The following is a 14,595-nucleotide window of genomic DNA, read 5'->3' as shown; positions in this document are numbered from 1 at the left end:
TAACCTGAATCTGAGGCAGCACCTGGCACGGCTGGGACGGAAGTCGCTGTCGTTCTCAAAATCGGTGGAGCTGCATGACAAAGTCATCGGGCATTATCTGAACATAAAACACTATCAATAATTTGGAGTCATTACCCGCAGCGATATATCCCTTATGGGCCGAAATGTTCGTGATTTGAGCAGGCAGCTTTGTCATTTTCAACGGCGGCGAACGTGGCACAAAGTGGGCGGCAGCTTGCTCCAGAAAGCAAAAACCCCGCTTGCGCGGGGTTTTCACCTGAAAAGTCGAAACTGACCGATAAGCCGGGTTCTGTCGTGGACAGTCATTCATCTAGGCCAGCAATCGCTCACTGGCTCAAGCAGCCTACCCGGGTTCAGTACGGGCCGTACCATGCGAACCCCTATTTGGCCTTGCTCCGGGTGGAGTTTACCGTGCCGCGAACTGTTGCCAGACGCGCGGTGCGCTCTTACCGCACCCTTTCACCCTTACCTGATCCCATAAATGGGCCATCGGCGGTTTGCTCTCTGTTGCACTGGTCGTAGGCTTGCGCCCCCCAGGCGTTACCTGGCACCCTGCCCTATGGAGCCCGGACTTTCCTCCCCTCTGCCCGTCTCCCTACAAGAGGGACGACGACAAAGCGGCGACTGTCTGGTCAGCTTCGGCGCCGGATGATAGGCCATTCGACTGCAATTGTCACGTCTCTTGCTGATCGAGAGCAAAGCGATAGAGCGCATTTTTCTTCACGCCGTGGATTTCCGCGGTCAGCGCCGCCGCCTTTTTCAGCGGCAGCTCTTTCTGCAGCAGCGCCAGCGTACGCAGCGCTTCGGCGGGCAGCGCCTCTTCGTCCGGCTTATGCCCTTCGACGACCAGCACCATCTCCCCTTTGCGACGGTTCTCATCCTCTTTGACCCAGGCGAGCAGCTCACCCACCGGCGCGCCGTGAATCGACTCCCAGGTCTTGCTCAGCTCGCGCGCCAGCACCACGTAGCGCCCGGCACCCAACTCGCTCGCCATATCCTGCAGGCTGTCGAGCAGACGATGGGTAGACTCATAGAAAATAAGGGTGCGCGGCTCCTGCGCCAGCGCGCGCAGCGTGTCGCAGCGCGCCTTGGTTTTGGCAGGCAGAAACCCTTCGTAACAGAAACGATCGGACGGTAACCCGGCGGCGCTTAATGCTGTGACGGCAGCGCAGGCACCAGGCAGCGGCACCACGCGAATGCCCGCCTCGCGGCAGCGGCGTACCAGATGGTAACCCGGATCGTTAATCAGCGGCGTGCCGGCATCGGAGACCAGCGCGATGCTCTGCCCTTCCTGCAGCTTCGCCAGCAGCAGTTCGGCCTTCTGCTGTTCATTGTGGTCGTGAAGTGCGAAGAGCCGCGCAGCGATGGCGAAATGTTGTAGCAACAGTCCGGTATGACGTGTATCTTCCGCTGCGACCAGATCGACGCCCGAAAGCACCGTCAGCGCCCGCTGGGTGATATCACCCAAATTACCAATCGGGGTTGGAACGATGTAGAGCGTGCTGGCAGAAATCTCTGCCCGATCGAGTTGTTTCATTGTTTCATCCGAATTGCCGATTTAATATTGAGCATCTTGAAAAAAACATCACTGGATACAGTATGCTTCCTTCAAAAGTCGTTCGTCATAAAGCAGGACGCTTTGTGCCTGTCCTTCTTGCTGGGCTGATTTTAGCCGCCTGTAGCGGTCAGGGGCCGCAAACCTCAAACGTTAATATTCAGGGACCCGTGACCGGCGGGTCTGATTACTATCTGCAGCAAGTGCAGCAAAGCAGCGATGATAGCAGGACAGACTGGCAATTACTTGCCATCCGTGCCCTGATGAAAGAAGGAAAGTATCCACAGGCTGGCCAGCAGCTTAACCAGCTGCCGAGCCGCCTCAGCGACACGCAACAGCAGGAACTGCTGCTGCTTAAATCGCAGTTCCTGTTTAGCCAGCAGAACGTGCCGGGCGCGACGCAGCTGCTGAATCAGGTGAAAGTCGACGACCTGTCGAAAGAGCAGCAGGCGCGCTACTACGGTCTGCAGATCGCCGCCGTGCAGGGTAAAACCTCGCTGGCGCTGCTGCGCGCCTATATTGCGCAGGAGCCGCTGCTGACCGGCGACGATCATCAGAAAAACATCGACGCCACCTGGCAGGCGCTGACGCAGATGACGCCGCAGGAAGCCAGCAGCCTGGTGATCAACGCCAGTGAAAATACCCTGCAGGGCTGGCTGGATCTGCTTAACGTCTGGCGCGCCAACGCGCAGGACGGCGAGATGCTGAAGTCCGCTCTTAAAGACTGGCAGACGCGCTATCCGCAAAACCCGGCGGCTAAAACCCTGCCGACGCCGTTAAGCCAGGCGCAGAACTTTACTAAAGCCTCTACCAGCACCATCGCGCTGCTGCTGCCGCTGAACGGTCAGGCGCAGGTCTTCGCCAGCGCGATTGAGAAAGGCTTCAACGATGCGAAAAACGGCGCCCTGAACGCTGCGCCGCAGCCGACCGCAGCTCAGCCTGCCGCCGCCGCAGACGCGCAGCCTGCGCCTACTGGCGCAGCCAACGCCGTGGTCAGCCCGGCAGCCGCCTCGATCACGCCAGCCGAGTCCCAGCAGCCCGCAGCCGCGCAGCCGCAGCAGCCGACGGCAAGCGCCCCTTCCAGCACTACGCAGGTCAAGGTGTATGACACCAGCAGCCAGCCGATTCAGCAGGTGATGCAGCAGGCACAGCAGGATGGCGCCACCCTCGTGGTCGGTCCGCTGCTGAAAAGCAACGTTGAAGCGGTCGCTAACAGCCAGACGTCGCTTAATGTTCTGGCGCTTAACGCGCCGGAGCAGATCCAGAACCATCCGAATGTTTGTTACTTTGCGCTTTCTCCTGAAGACGAAGCGCGCGATGCCGCGCACCATATGTGGGATCAGGGCAAACGCCAGCCGCTATTGCTGGTGCCGCGCAGCAGCTTCGGCGATCGCGTGGTTAACGCCTTTGCGCAGGAGTGGCAGAAACTGGGCGGCGGTGCGCCGCTGCAACAGCGTTTTGGCTCGACTGCTGAGCTGAAGCAAGGCATCAACAGCGGCGCGGGCATTACGCTGAGCGGCACGCCGGTTACTACGCAGCCGGCTGAACCGCAGGGCGTCGCTATCGCCGGGCTGAATATTCCCTCGCCGCAGCAGCAGAGCGCGCCGCCAGCGGCGAGCAGCGGCGGCAACGTCGATTCGGTCTATATCGTTTCGACGCAGGATGAGCTACAGCTGATCAAGCCGATGATCGCCATGCGCACCGGCAGCCGTAGCGCGGCATCGCTCTACGCCAGTTCACGCAGCTATCAGGCTGGCGCAGGCCCCGATTTCCGCCTGGAGATGGAAGGACTGCAGTTCAGCGATATTCCGCTGCTTTCAGGCCGTAATCCGGCGCTGATGCAGCGGGCAGCGCAGTCGTTTAACAACGACTATTCGCTGGTTCGCCTTTATGCAATGGGCATTGACGCCTGGACGCTGGCGAACAGTTTTAATCAGATGCGCCAGACGCCGGGCTTCACCATTGACGGCAATACCGGCAAGCTGAGCGCGAATCAGGATTGCGTGATCAACAGGGCGTTGTCATGGAGCCAGTACCGTCAGGGCGCGATCGTTCCCGCCTCCTGACCTCGCGGCGCCTCGGCGCTGAACAGGAACAGCGCGCCCGGCGCTATTTAGAGCGCGCCGGGTTGCGCTGGATCGCCAGCAACGTGACTTATCGCGGCGGCGAGCTGGATCTCATCATGCGCGACGGCGCATGCTGGGTGTTTGTGGAGGTGCGCTACCGGCGCGACGCGCGCTACGGCGGCGCGCTGGCCAGCGTCACCCGCCTCAAGCGGCAAAAGCTGTTGCGCGCCGCCGCCCTTTGGCTGTCGCAGCGCGGCGGCAGTTTTGATACGGTGGATTGCCGTTTCGACATCATCGCCATTACCGGTACGGCGCTGGAGTGGCTGCCCAATGCCTTTAATGCAGACGTATAGAACCAGGTGGTCGTGTGCAGGACAGAATTAAAGCGTGTTTTACTGAAAGTATTCAAACCCAGATTGCCGCCGCGGAAGCGCTGCCGGATGCCATTTCCCGCGCCGCGATGACGCTGGTGCAGTCGCTGCTTAACGGCAATAAAATTCTCAGCTGCGGTAATGGCGCATCGGCCGCCAACGCGCAGCATTTCGCCGCCAGCATGATTAACCGCTTCGAGACTGAGCGTCCCAGCCTGCCTGCGCTGGCACTCAGCGCGGACAACGTGATGCTGACGGCGATCGGCAACGATCGTCAGCACGATGAAATCTACGCCAAACAGGTGCGCGCGCTGGGTCAGACCGGCGACGTCCTGTTGGCGATCTCCACCCGCGGCAACACGCGAGATATCGTCAAAGCGGTAGAAGCCGCGGTTACCCGTGATATGACCATCGTTGCGCTCACCGGCTATGACGGCGGCGAGCTGGCAGGCCTGTTAGGCCCGCACGACGTGGAAATTCGCATCCCGTCGCACCGTAGCGCCCGCATCCATGAGATGCATATGCTGACGCTGAACTGTCTGTGCGACCTGATTGATAACACCCTGTTTCCACACCAGGAATGACTGAAGGAGCAAACATGAAAGCATTGAATGCTGTCGCCATCCTGTTAACCGCCATGCTGTTGCAGGGCTGCGTCGCCGTTGTCGCTGGCGGCGCGGCCGTCGCCACCAAAACCGCCACCGATCCGCGCACCGTAGGCACCCAGGTAGATGACGGCACGCTGGAGCTGCGCGTCAGCAACGCGCTGGCAAAAGATCAGCAGATTAAAACCGACGCGCGCATTATCGCCACCGCTTACCAGGGCAAAGTGCTGCTGACCGGCCAGGCGCCGTCGCAGGACATCGCCAGCCGCGCTAAGCAGATCGCCATGGGCGTAGATGGCGCGACCGAGGTCTATAACGAAATTCGCATCGGCCAGAAAGTGAGCCTGGGCACTTCGTCCTCCGATACCTGGATCACCACCAAAATCCGCTCGCAGCTGCTGGGCAGCGATCAGGTGAAATCGTCGAACGTGAAGGTGACGACCGAGAACGGCGAAGTGTTCCTGTTAGGTCTGGTAACGCAGGAAGAGGCGAAAGCCGCGGCGGATATCGCCAGCCGGGTCAGCGGCGTGAAGCACGTCACTACCGCATTCACCATGCTGAAGTAACAGGCAAAGAAACAGAACGGGCGGCCTGAGCCGCCCGTTTTTTTATACCGGTATATCAATCACCAGCGCCCGCGTCGCGGTTTTCGCCCGCAGCCGAATCTGCTGCTCCTCCTGCAAAAACGCCCCGTCGCCGCAGCCCAGCTTCTCCTGCCGCTCGCCTGAAGTTGCCGCCTCCAGCGAACCGTGAATCGACTGCAGATAGGCGCGCGGCCCGCGCAGCGTCAGCGACTGCTCTTCGCCTGGCGCCAGCAGCAGCTGGTGAACCCACACCTGCTGACGCAGCTGCAGGCTGTTGCCCGCGCCGTCCGGCGAGGCGATCAGCTGCAGCTTGCCGCGCTCTGACAGCGCAATCTTTTGCAGCGTCGGGTTTTCACGCTCGGGACAGGCCGCCAGCCAGAGCTGCATACGCGTCAGCGGCTGATCCTTGCGCAGGTTGATTTCGCTGTAGCTGACGCCCTGCTGCGTGGCGAGCAGCAGCGCTTCGCCCTCGCGCGCGACGATATGATTGCCTTCACTGTCGCGGTACTCTGCCTCGCCCTGCAGCACGATATTCAGTACGTCGACCTGCGGATAGGTGCGCGGCTGAAAGGCGGCCCCTGGCGCCAGCACTTCCTGATTCAGCACCCGTAGCGAGGCATAGCCCATGAGTTTGGGATCGAAATAGTGACCAAAAGAGAAACTGTAGCGTGCCTGCAACCAGCCGAAATCGGCCTGGCCGCACGCGGACGCGCTGCGCGTCGTTATCATAATTTACCTCCAGCTCGCTGCGGCAGAGAGCGGCCGCAGACCTGATACCCATTATGGTAAAAGGCTGGACGCCGTATTGTTAGCCAGTTAATCTGCCGTGCATATTCAAATTTCCTGAAAGAGAGTTCGGATGGCTAAAGAGCGTGCCTTAACCCTGGAAGCGTTGCGCGTGATGGATGCGATCGATCGTCGCGGCAGTTTTGCGGCGGCCGCGGATGAACTGGGGCGTGTGCCATCGGCGCTCAGCTACACCATGCAAAAGCTGGAAGAGGAGCTGGACGTGGTGCTGTTCGACCGCTCCGGCCACCGGACGAAATTCACCAACGTCGGGCGCATGCTGCTGGAGCGCGGACGCGTGCTGCTGGAGGCGGCGGACAAGCTCACTACCGACGCCGAAGCGCTGGCGCGCGGCTGGGAAACGCATCTGACTATCGTTACCGAGGCGCTGGTGCCGACCGACGCGCTCTTTCCGCTGGTGGAGAAGCTGTCGGAAAAAGCCAATACCCAGATTTCGCTGGTGACTGAGGTGCTGGCGGGCGCGTGGGAACGGCTGGAGCAGGGCCGCGCGGATATCGTTATCGCGCCCGATATGCACTTCCGCGCCTCGACCGAAATCAATACCCGTAAGCTCTACACCATGATGAGCGTCTATGTCGCCAGCGCCGACCACCCTATCCATAACGAGCCGGAGCCGCAGTCGGAAGTGACGCGCGTGAAGTATCGCGGCATTGCGGTAGCCGATACGGCGCGCGAGCGTCCGGTTCTGACGGTGCAGCTGCTGGATAAACAGCAGCGCCTGACGGTGAGCAGCATGGACGACAAACGCCGCGCGCTGCTGGCGGGCCTTGGCGTCGCCACTATGCCCTATTCGCTGGTGGAGAAGGATATCGCGGAAGGTCGGCTGCGCGTCGTCAGCCCGGAATATACCCGCGAAGTGGATATTATTATGGCGTGGCGACGCGACAGCATGGGCGAAGCCAAAGCCTGGTGCCTGCGCGAAATCCCGCGTCTGCTGGCGAAAAAAAGCTAAACGCGTTCCTGCTCCAGTCGGCCCTCAGGCTGGAGCCTTATCTTACAGCCGCCCCAGACACTCAATGGCCACCGCCTTGAATTCAGCGAAATCTTTGCTGTCGCGCAGCCGGGCTACAGCCCTTTCGCGCAAAAAAGTCACGAACAGGTCGTAGATCGCCATCGCTTCTTCATACTCGCTTTTGCTGATCGCCAGCAGAAAGATCACCGAGGCGGTATCCTCTCCCCACGCAATGCCCTGCGGCGCCAGCACCGTGTAAACCACGGTCTTTTTCGCCAGCAGGCCGAGCGAGTGCGGCAGCGCAATGCCTTCGCCCAGCATGGTGCTGACGATCGCCTCGCGCTCCTCGACCGAGGGATAAAAGCTCGCGTCAACAAAGCCTTCCGCCTCCAGCCGATCGCACAGCTGACGAAACAGCTGCGACTGCGTCATCGGCTTATCGACAATCAGGAAGTGCTGCGCGTCGAAGAACTTCTCCAGCATATAGGGCCGGGTGCGATCCACCAGCACCAGCTTGCCGATCTGCTCCAGCTGAAAGCCGGTGGGGAACGGCGATATCACCACCACCGGCTTATCTTTCTCGCTCAGGCGCGTGGTGGAGATAACGAAATCTTCGTCGATGCGCGTGCGCTCCTCATATTCGCGCTGCGACAGGCGCCCCGTGACCTGCAGCTGCGGATACTTACGCAGCAGCATCGCCTCAATCATCCGCAGGGTCGAGTTGCCGCTGTCGCACACCAGCAGCACCTGCGGGTGGCGCTGGTAGCCGACGTCGTAGTGGCGCTCCAGCCCGACGCCGATATGCAGCACCAGAAAGCCGATTTCGTTTTCGCTGATAACATAAGGCGTATATTTGCCCCAGCTGGAGACCGCCGACAGCGTGACGTCGTAGGCCATAGGATAGTGCTGCTTAATATTGCCCAGCAGCGGGTTCGGAATATGGATCTGATAACGCACGCGAGTGATCATGGTTTTAATGTGCGTCAACAGATCGGCGCGCAGCTGCTCGTCGCCCTGCAGGTTGTAGTTATAGTGGGTATTGATATAGCTGAGCAGATAGTCCACCAGCGCGTCGGCATCATCGGCGTTAATGGCGCTCGGTGCGACCTCCTGCATCTGGCGCGCCGCGATATTGACGCGCAGCCACCCCTCTTCCGCCGGCGATACCGGCTTGCCCACCAGCGGCCGCAGCAGATTAATCAGCTCGTGCGCCGCCTCGCGCACGTCGAGACCGACATCCTCCGCGCCGGGATCGCTGAGCGGATACCCTTCGCTGATGCGCCGCACCGCCACGGCGCAGTAAAGGCGCAGATAGCGCTCTCCCTCATCGCTGAGGCGAACGTTGTGGCGCGACAGGCACTGCTGCAGCAGCGGGCGCAGCGTCTCCAGAATGTTGCTGTGCAGCGCTTCGATGGTGATAAGCGGGCTGTCGGCCTGTTCCTGATCGATCTGCCACAGCAGATCGGTTAAGCAGGTACGGATCGCCACTTCGCTGCCGAACAGCTTCATGCCGTAATGGGGTTTGCTTTCGATATTCAGGTGATAGCGCGCCAGCCATTCGCGCACCTCGGTCATATCGTTTTGCAGCGTGGCGCGGCTGACGAACCACTCATCCGCCAGATCCTCCAGCTTGAGCGACCAGGCGGCGGTCAGAAAGCGCGTCAGCATATAGCGCACCCGCTCGGCGGAGGTGCGCGGCACGCGCAGCGGCGAGCGTTTTTGCAGCTCCAGCCGCTGGAAACGCTGAGCATCCTCGATTTTTAGCTGATACCCCTCGCCGCGGCTGAGCACGAACTGCGCGCCATACTCCTCCAGCAGCGCGTTGAGCGCGCTGATATCGGCGCGTACGGTGCGCGTTGAAACGGCGAAGCGCCGCGCCAGCTCATCCTGAGGCAGCGTTTCGTTTTGCAGGGCGTCAAACAGCTGTGCAAGGCGTTGATTAGGGAATCTCAAAGCGGTCTACCTGTTACGGCGCTGGCATGCATTCAGCGGCATCATGTCGAAAAATAGCAGCCTAAAGCGAACGGCGCGTTACGTCCAGGCAAGCGCCGACGCCCTGTGAAGCGCGCCGGCGTGGTGGTCGTTACGGCAGCAGTTTTTTGCAAATCGCCAGAAGCTGACGTACATCTTCCACCCGCGTATCGCCGCTGGCGGGATCGATAATCGAGCTGTAGACGTGCGGGATGATTTTACTGACGCCTGCCTCCAGCGCGATCGTCAGGATCGCTTCGACGTTATCGAGATCGATGCCGCCGGTCGGCTCCAGCCAGAAGTCATGCGCCGCGCACGCCTGGGCGACGGCGCGATACTCATCGACCGCCTTCAGCCCGCCCATCGGGAAATATTTCACCGAGCTGCCGCCCATATCCTTCAGCAGCGCGATGGCGCTGTCGATCGGCACCAGGGCGTCGCTGCCCTGCGAGCTTAGCGGGCCGGTAGAGATTTTTACCAGACCCGGCGTGCCGGTCGGCGAAATCAGCCCGTTAACCACGGTTTGTGACTGGCCGAGCAGCGCGCGGCTGGCGCCGACGCCGGTGAATACCTGGTTAACGTGCTGCGGTTGCAGCACGGCGGAAATCTCGCTCACCATTTTTGACTGGTTCGGATCGCCCGCGCCAAGTCCGACCGAGAGCGCGTTATCGATCAGCGCGGCATATTCGCGCATATCGGCGATAGCCGCCTCGTTGCTGCTGTAGTTTTTCGACAGCACCCCTACCAGCACATGCCCTTCCGCCGCTTCCCAGATGGCGCGCGCGTTCGCTTTCGATCCGGCCAGCACGTTCAGGCACAGACGATCCTGATAGAAATTTGGGGTCAGCTTCATGCGGTTTTTTCTCCGTTCAACAGCGCCTGAATCGAGGTGAATATGGTGTGCAGCTGCTCAGCGCTGACGCTGCGGACATCCGCCTCGATAATGCCTTCATTGGCTTTGTAGCCGCGAAAATAGATAGCGGTCTCACCGTTCTTCAGCGCCTGTACGATATCGCCAGTACGCTGACCGATAGCCGCCTCGTCGAATTTGATCTCGGCGCGGGCGATATCGCGCCCTGCCGCGTCCCAGACTACGCGCGCGCTAACGCCGCGCAGCTGGTTGAGATGGTCGATAAAGGGCGTCATCTTCTCCACCATCTGCGCGCCGCTCACTTTTTCCAGCCGCAAATAGTTTTCAATCGCCTGCGTCAGGCCGAGGATCCCCTCCTTGCCCACCTTCATCGCCCGGCCGATACCGTTGCTCTGCCGCTTCACCCATTCAACATACTGCTGTCGGCCAATCACCAGCCCGCTGGTCGGCCCTTCAATCGCCTTCGCGCCGCTGTAGATCACCAGATCGGCACCGTACTGGTAGTAGCACTGCAGATCCTCTTCGGCGGCCGCATCGACGATCAGCGGGACGCCGTGCTTGCGCGCCACCACCGCCGCCTGCTCGACGCTTAAATGACTTTTTTGCACGCAGTGGTGAGATTTAACGTAGAGGATCGCAGCGGTTTGTGGCGTGATCGCCGCCGCCAGCTGCTCAGGCGAACACTCGTTGCTGTAGCCCGCTTCCACCAGGCGGCCGCCGCCCAGCGCCACCATGCTGCCGACCGGCGCACCAAAATTGACGTTATGGCCTTTCGGCACCACGATGTCGTGCGGCACCTCAAGCGGTGCGGCGTGCAGGTTATCCAGCAGCCAGTCGCTCTCTTTCACGATGACCGCCGCGACGCACTGCGCAATGCCCGCCGAGGCGCAGGAGACCACTACCGCGTTTTCGACATTCAGCAGCCGGGCAATATAGGCGCCGGTCTTGTTGACCAGATCTTTCATTTCAAAATAGTGGCTGAGGCCGGTCTGAACGGTATCGACCACCTCAGCCGAGGGCGTAGAGACGCCGAGGATCGTCATGCGGCCCGAGGCGTTGATAACCGGCTTCAGGCCATATTTTTCATAGATCGAAGACATTGGCTTTCCCTTCTTCTGTCAGGAACCACTCGCCCGCCACCACGGCGGCCAGCGGCGTAAGATGTTTCTCCCCGGTGACCTGTTCGCCTTCGGAATCAACAAACAGGCGGGGTGCTTCTGTGACGCTGAAAATGGTGAGATCGGCGTCAAAACCCCTCTCCAGACGCCCTTTTCGCGTCAGATGCAGCCCGTCCGCCGCTTTCCAGGTAACGCAGTCGATCACCTGTGGCAGCGTCATGCCGACGCTGAAAAATTTCGACATGACGTGCGCCAGGTTATGCACCGGGCCGTTGAGACGGTTGCGGCAGTAGATATCCGAGCTGATGGTGTCAGGCAGAATGCCCTGCGCGATGGCGACGCGCGCCACCTCAAAGCTGAAGCTGGCGCTGCCGTGGCCAACGTCCATCTTTACGCCGCGCGCGATAGCCTTTTGCACCGACGCCTTGAGTTCGCCCTGCGGCGTCAGCACGCGGTTGGGCTTGCCGTTAAAGCAGTGGGTGATGATATCGCCTGCGGTGAGCCGGTCGGCGATCTCCGCCAGATCCGGCGGGTTATTGCCGATATGCACCATAAGCGGCAGATCCCCGACCCGCTTCTGGATCGCTTTGGCCTCGATCAGCGGCTGAATGCCGTTCTCGCCGACCACGCTGCTGCTCATGCGCGCCTTGAGGCCGACGATAAAGTCAGGCAGTCGCTCGACCGCTTTCTGCACCGCGTCGCCGTCGATCTGTCGCATATCCGCCAGTTCGTTCTGCGTCACGATGCCGGTGCGCGCGATATTGATCAGCGCGTAAACCTGCGTGCTGGCCGCACGCGTAATGGTATAGAAATCATCAATATGGTCTGCGCCGGTGCTGCCTGCGTCGATCACCGTGGTAACGCCGGTGGCAACGCCGATGGCGTCCGCCTCGTCATGATAGATGGGCGATTTGGGGTAGCAGTGCACATGAGAATCGATCCAGCCTGCGCTGACGTAATAGCGCCCGGCCAGATCGCGCTCGCTTTTTGCTTCGCCCTGCACGCTGTCGGCGACGACGGCGATTTTCCCGTCCTGAAGAGCGATATCCACCCGCCGCTCATCCGTCAGCCTTGCGCGACGAAGAATCAGATCGAACATAGCACCTCCTTAACGCGGCGGCCCGCTGACGAGCCGCCGCCAGTTTCAGATAGCGATCGGAAAGATCGCGCCGAGGATCATGGCGCCCAGGATCGCGCCGCCGGTGATCGGCTTGTTCCACAGATAGAACAGCAGCGCGCCGAGCAGCGAGCCAAGCCCGATAGGAATCGAAGCCGCCATAGCGGAAAGGATGATCAGCGGCCCCAGAAAGCGGCCGGAGGCGTTGCCTGCGCCCATCATGACGTCTGCGCCGTAGGTAGAGTCGCTCTGGTTAATGGTGAATTTGCGCGCCAGGATGATGATGTATCCGATAGCCAGGCCAATCACCAGGCCCGTCGCCAGCGAGGCGGCGAAATTCGCCACCGGGAAGACGATGCCTGCCCCGAGCAGCAGCGCCGGAACGCCCAGGCCAACGCCGGTCTGGATGGCACCGCCGATGTCGAGGATGCCCACCAGCGAGCCTTCGATGATGCGCGCAAACAGAAAACTCGCGCCGAAGGCCGCTACCGCGCCATAGACGCCGGTTTCCATTCCGGCGCGCAGCATAGAAACAAACGCCACTTCATTAAACGCGCCGATGCCGTAGAGGTAATACATATGCGTACCGGCGAATACGCCCGCCGAGAGCAGGCCGACGAAGATCGGGAAAGACCAGTCGGCGTACCAGAAGCCTTTATTTTCAGTCATATCGTTAGCCTTACTTGCCGCTCAGAGAGTTGTGGATCATGTCGAGCCAGCCGGGAATGCCTAACTGGAACGACTGCAACAGCTTCATATCGAAACCGCGGAAGAAGCCGCTCAGCACGAACAGCAGCACGATCGCCACCATCATTACTTTGGTGACTTTGTTCCAGCCGCTCTCTTCGACGCCTTTGCCGATCAGAATGCCAAGCACCAGCCCCGGTACGGCGTTGCCCATGATCAGCTGCGCCAGGCCGCCGAAAATCGTCGCCCAAAAGCCCGATTTTTTTCCGGCGTCGATCGCCGCCAGCCAGAAGATCACCGGCATGACGGTGTTAACCAGCAGGTTAGCCGCCGGCACCAGCACTTTAACCGCGGTCACCTGTAGCGCGGCCGGGACGGCCGACGCGGTGGAGTTCAGGAAGGCCACGACGATCATGCCGATAATGCCGCAGGCGATGGCCATCTTTTTCGGGTCATGCAGGGTTTCGGCCAGGTTGCGGTTTTTAACCATCAGCGCGGCCGCGCCCCAGTTGGGAATGATGCGGTGGTCGACGTCCTGAGTGAAGGAGCCTGCTGCGACGGAAGATGCCCAGGCATTGAAGAAAAAGCCGAGACCAAAGGAGAAATGCGAGGCGGGATCGCCCTCACAGGAGTTGAGCTCGCCCAGCGTACGGAACGCGCCCATGCCCTGCGACGTCGGCGCGTGGAACATGCGCGCCGCACCGGCGCCAACGCCCACACCTACCAGCCCCCCAATGATCAACGACTTAAACAAAATAATTAAAAACATGTTTTTTTACCTTTGTTGTCGTCTGTTTTTACGGTGCCGCCGTGAATGTCACCTGCCCGGTATCAATCACGGTGACGCTGACGGAAATTTCCAGCTCGACGCTGTAGTTCCGCCGCTGGCGCGCCAGAAAGAAGAACAAAAACTTCTCCGTTCTGACGCTTTCCTGCGCGCGCAGCACCCGAACATCCAGGGGTTCAATGCGCAGCAGAATTTTTTGCGTCGCGCGCAGAACCTGGTTCTGCACGTGACTCAGGGCATCGGCAAACGCCTTCTCTTTACTGTCGCCTTTGCCCTGCACCGTCACCTGAGTAACGTATTGTTCTTTCATAATTAGCTGCCGTGCTTCTTGTTCCAGGCCTGCACCAGCCGCTCGCCTAACTCTTCTTTGTCCATAAAGCCGAAGCCAAGCACGTTGGCCCCTTCGTTGATGGCGGTGACGCCTTCGTCAACGGAGCGCATGCCGTGGCGCGCTTTGTAGCCATATTTGTTCTGGGCGGTGATGGCGCCCGCGCCGCCGCTGCCGCAAAAAGAGATGCCGAAGTCGGCGTTTTCCGCCTTCATTACGTCGCCCAGCTTCATGTCCGCCGCGACGCCCGGTACGACGACGGCGCGCCCGCCCGCTTTTTCTACGCCTGCGGCCACTTTCTGTCCTTTACCTAAACGATCGCCAATCACTACGGTCACCATGATTATTTCCTCTTTATACAATTAGTTAGAACGAGCCACTTCTATATGGACGGAGAGAAGCCAGGCCTCTTCGCGCGGCAGATTGCCGAACAGATCGACGATCTGCTGCGCCAGCTGCATGGTTTCCGGCGAAATATCCTCAAACAGCTCCTCTTCCACCTCCGGAAGCGGTTCGCCAGTCAGCGAGCGCTGCGCCATGGCGCGGACGTGCGAAGCCAGCATCTGCTGCTGCACCGCGTTCGGCTCTATATCGTGTCGGGCATAGATCGCCGCGATTTGCGCCATGACCTTGTCGGCCAGGGCCTGAATCTCTTCCGGCGTTGCCTGCCGTACCGAAGCTCCGTTGCTGCTCACCTTGCTACTCCTGTTCACGAAAATTCGCGTTACGAATAAATTACGGCGTGGCGCGGCGGA

Annotated in this window: 17 protein-coding genes and 1 other RNA gene; 6 read left to right on the top strand and 12 right to left on the bottom strand. The window is 60.4% G+C overall.

Annotated elements, in window-relative coordinates:
* The coding region (locus MHZ89_RS20900) for an IS1 family transposase (protein WP_001481131.1) at nt 1-121 on the top strand (121 nt) is incomplete at its 5' end.
* A 162-nt stretch (nt 122-283) separates the two neighbouring features.
* On the opposite strand, the gene rnpB is transcribed toward MHZ89_RS20900, so the two are convergent.
* An RNA gene (gene rnpB / locus MHZ89_RS20895) (RNase P RNA component class A) lies at nt 284-661 on the bottom strand.
* Between the two features lie 33 nt (nt 662-694).
* Nucleotides 695-1,558 (bottom strand): 16S rRNA (cytidine(1402)-2'-O)-methyltransferase, encoded by an 864-nt coding sequence (gene rsmI, locus MHZ89_RS20890; protein WP_311784526.1) that lies wholly within the window; start codon nt 1,556-1,558, stop codon nt 695-697.
* A 62-nt stretch (nt 1,559-1,620) separates the two neighbouring features.
* On the opposite strand from rsmI, the gene MHZ89_RS20885 reads away from it, so the two are divergent.
* Genes MHZ89_RS20885 through dolP form a run of 4 tightly spaced genes read left to right on the top strand, consistent with a single transcriptional unit; the run spans nt 1,621 to nt 5,184 of the window.
* Nucleotides 1,621-3,642 carry a penicillin-binding protein activator gene (locus MHZ89_RS20885; protein WP_311784525.1) on the top strand — a complete coding sequence of 674 codons (2,022 nt, stop codon included), beginning with the start codon at nt 1,621-1,623 and terminating at the stop codon, nt 3,640-3,642.
* Entirely contained in the window at nt 3,600-3,995 is a 396-nt protein-coding gene (locus MHZ89_RS20880) for a YraN family protein (RefSeq protein WP_120454951.1), read from the top strand. The genes MHZ89_RS20885 and MHZ89_RS20880 overlap by 43 nt, the downstream gene beginning before the upstream one ends.
* Nucleotides 3,996-4,009: 14 nt before the next feature.
* Nucleotides 4,010-4,597, top strand: coding sequence for a DnaA initiator-associating protein DiaA (diaA, locus tag MHZ89_RS20875; protein WP_120454953.1), 588 nt, complete (start codon nt 4,010-4,012; stop codon nt 4,595-4,597).
* A gap of 14 nt (nt 4,598-4,611) precedes the next feature.
* On the top strand, nt 4,612-5,184 hold the full coding sequence (gene dolP, locus MHZ89_RS20870) for a division/outer membrane stress-associated lipid-binding lipoprotein (RefSeq protein WP_120454955.1): 573 nt from the start codon (nt 4,612-4,614) through the stop codon (nt 5,182-5,184).
* Between the two features lie 42 nt (nt 5,185-5,226).
* Here dolP and MHZ89_RS20865 read toward each other — a convergent pair whose 3' ends face one another.
* Nucleotides 5,227-5,931 (bottom strand): pirin family protein, encoded by a 705-nt coding sequence (locus MHZ89_RS20865; RefSeq protein WP_120454957.1) that lies wholly within the window; start codon nt 5,929-5,931, stop codon nt 5,227-5,229.
* A 130-nt stretch (nt 5,932-6,061) separates the two neighbouring features.
* On the opposite strand from MHZ89_RS20865, the gene MHZ89_RS20860 reads away from it, so the two are divergent.
* Complete coding sequence (locus MHZ89_RS20860) at nt 6,062-6,961, top strand: LysR family transcriptional regulator (protein ID WP_120454959.1); 900 nt, start codon at nt 6,062-6,064, stop codon at nt 6,959-6,961.
* Nucleotides 6,962-7,003: 42 nt separating this feature from the next.
* Here the strand turns inward: MHZ89_RS20860 and MHZ89_RS20855 are convergent, their stop codons facing one another.
* The 9 genes from MHZ89_RS20855 to MHZ89_RS20815 form a co-directional block, all read right to left on the bottom strand.
* Nucleotides 7,004-8,914 (bottom strand): transcription antiterminator, encoded by a 1,911-nt coding sequence (locus MHZ89_RS20855; protein WP_120454961.1) that lies wholly within the window; start codon nt 8,912-8,914, stop codon nt 7,004-7,006.
* Nucleotides 8,915-9,044: 130 nt separating this feature from the next.
* Nucleotides 9,045-9,785, bottom strand: a complete 741-nt coding sequence (gene dagF / locus MHZ89_RS20850) for a 2-dehydro-3-deoxy-phosphogluconate aldolase (RefSeq protein ID WP_311784524.1) — start codon at nt 9,783-9,785, stop codon at nt 9,045-9,047.
* Entirely contained in the window at nt 9,782-10,903 is a 1,122-nt protein-coding gene (locus MHZ89_RS20845; protein ID WP_311784523.1) for a DgaE family pyridoxal phosphate-dependent ammonia lyase, read from the bottom strand. The genes dagF and MHZ89_RS20845 overlap by 4 nt, the downstream gene beginning before the upstream one ends.
* Nucleotides 10,887-12,020 (bottom strand): amidohydrolase/deacetylase family metallohydrolase, encoded by a 1,134-nt coding sequence (locus MHZ89_RS20840; protein ID WP_311784522.1) that lies wholly within the window; start codon nt 12,018-12,020, stop codon nt 10,887-10,889. The genes MHZ89_RS20845 and MHZ89_RS20840 overlap by 17 nt, the downstream gene beginning before the upstream one ends.
* Nucleotides 12,021-12,065: 45 nt before the next feature.
* Nucleotides 12,066-12,707: a DUF4310 family protein gene (locus MHZ89_RS20835; RefSeq protein ID WP_120454968.1), complete on the bottom strand. Its 642-nt coding sequence runs from the start codon at nt 12,705-12,707 to the stop codon at nt 12,066-12,068.
* Nucleotides 12,708-12,717: 10 nt separating this feature from the next.
* Entirely contained in the window at nt 12,718-13,494 is a 777-nt protein-coding gene (locus tag MHZ89_RS20830) for a DUF4311 domain-containing protein (RefSeq protein WP_126690401.1), read from the bottom strand.
* A gap of 28 nt (nt 13,495-13,522) precedes the next feature.
* Nucleotides 13,523-13,822 (bottom strand): DUF4312 family protein, encoded by a 300-nt coding sequence (locus MHZ89_RS20825; protein ID WP_120454972.1) that lies wholly within the window; start codon nt 13,820-13,822, stop codon nt 13,523-13,525.
* Nucleotides 13,823-13,824: 2 nt separating this feature from the next.
* Nucleotides 13,825-14,187, bottom strand: coding sequence for an SFCGS family glycine-rich protein (locus MHZ89_RS20820; protein WP_096072111.1), 363 nt, complete (start codon nt 14,185-14,187; stop codon nt 13,825-13,827).
* A gap of 15 nt (nt 14,188-14,202) precedes the next feature.
* Complete coding sequence (locus MHZ89_RS20815) at nt 14,203-14,535, bottom strand: glycine dehydrogenase (protein ID WP_240629457.1); 333 nt, start codon at nt 14,533-14,535, stop codon at nt 14,203-14,205.
* Nucleotides 14,536-14,595 lie beyond the last annotated feature (60 nt).

This window comes from Pantoea sp. ACRSB (genome assembly GCF_022346905.1).
Classification (GTDB): domain Bacteria; phylum Pseudomonadota; class Gammaproteobacteria; order Enterobacterales; family Enterobacteriaceae; genus Pantoea; species Pantoea piersonii.
The sequence above is the reverse complement of the archived record's forward strand: the minus strand, read 5'-3'. Positions and strand labels throughout refer to the sequence as shown.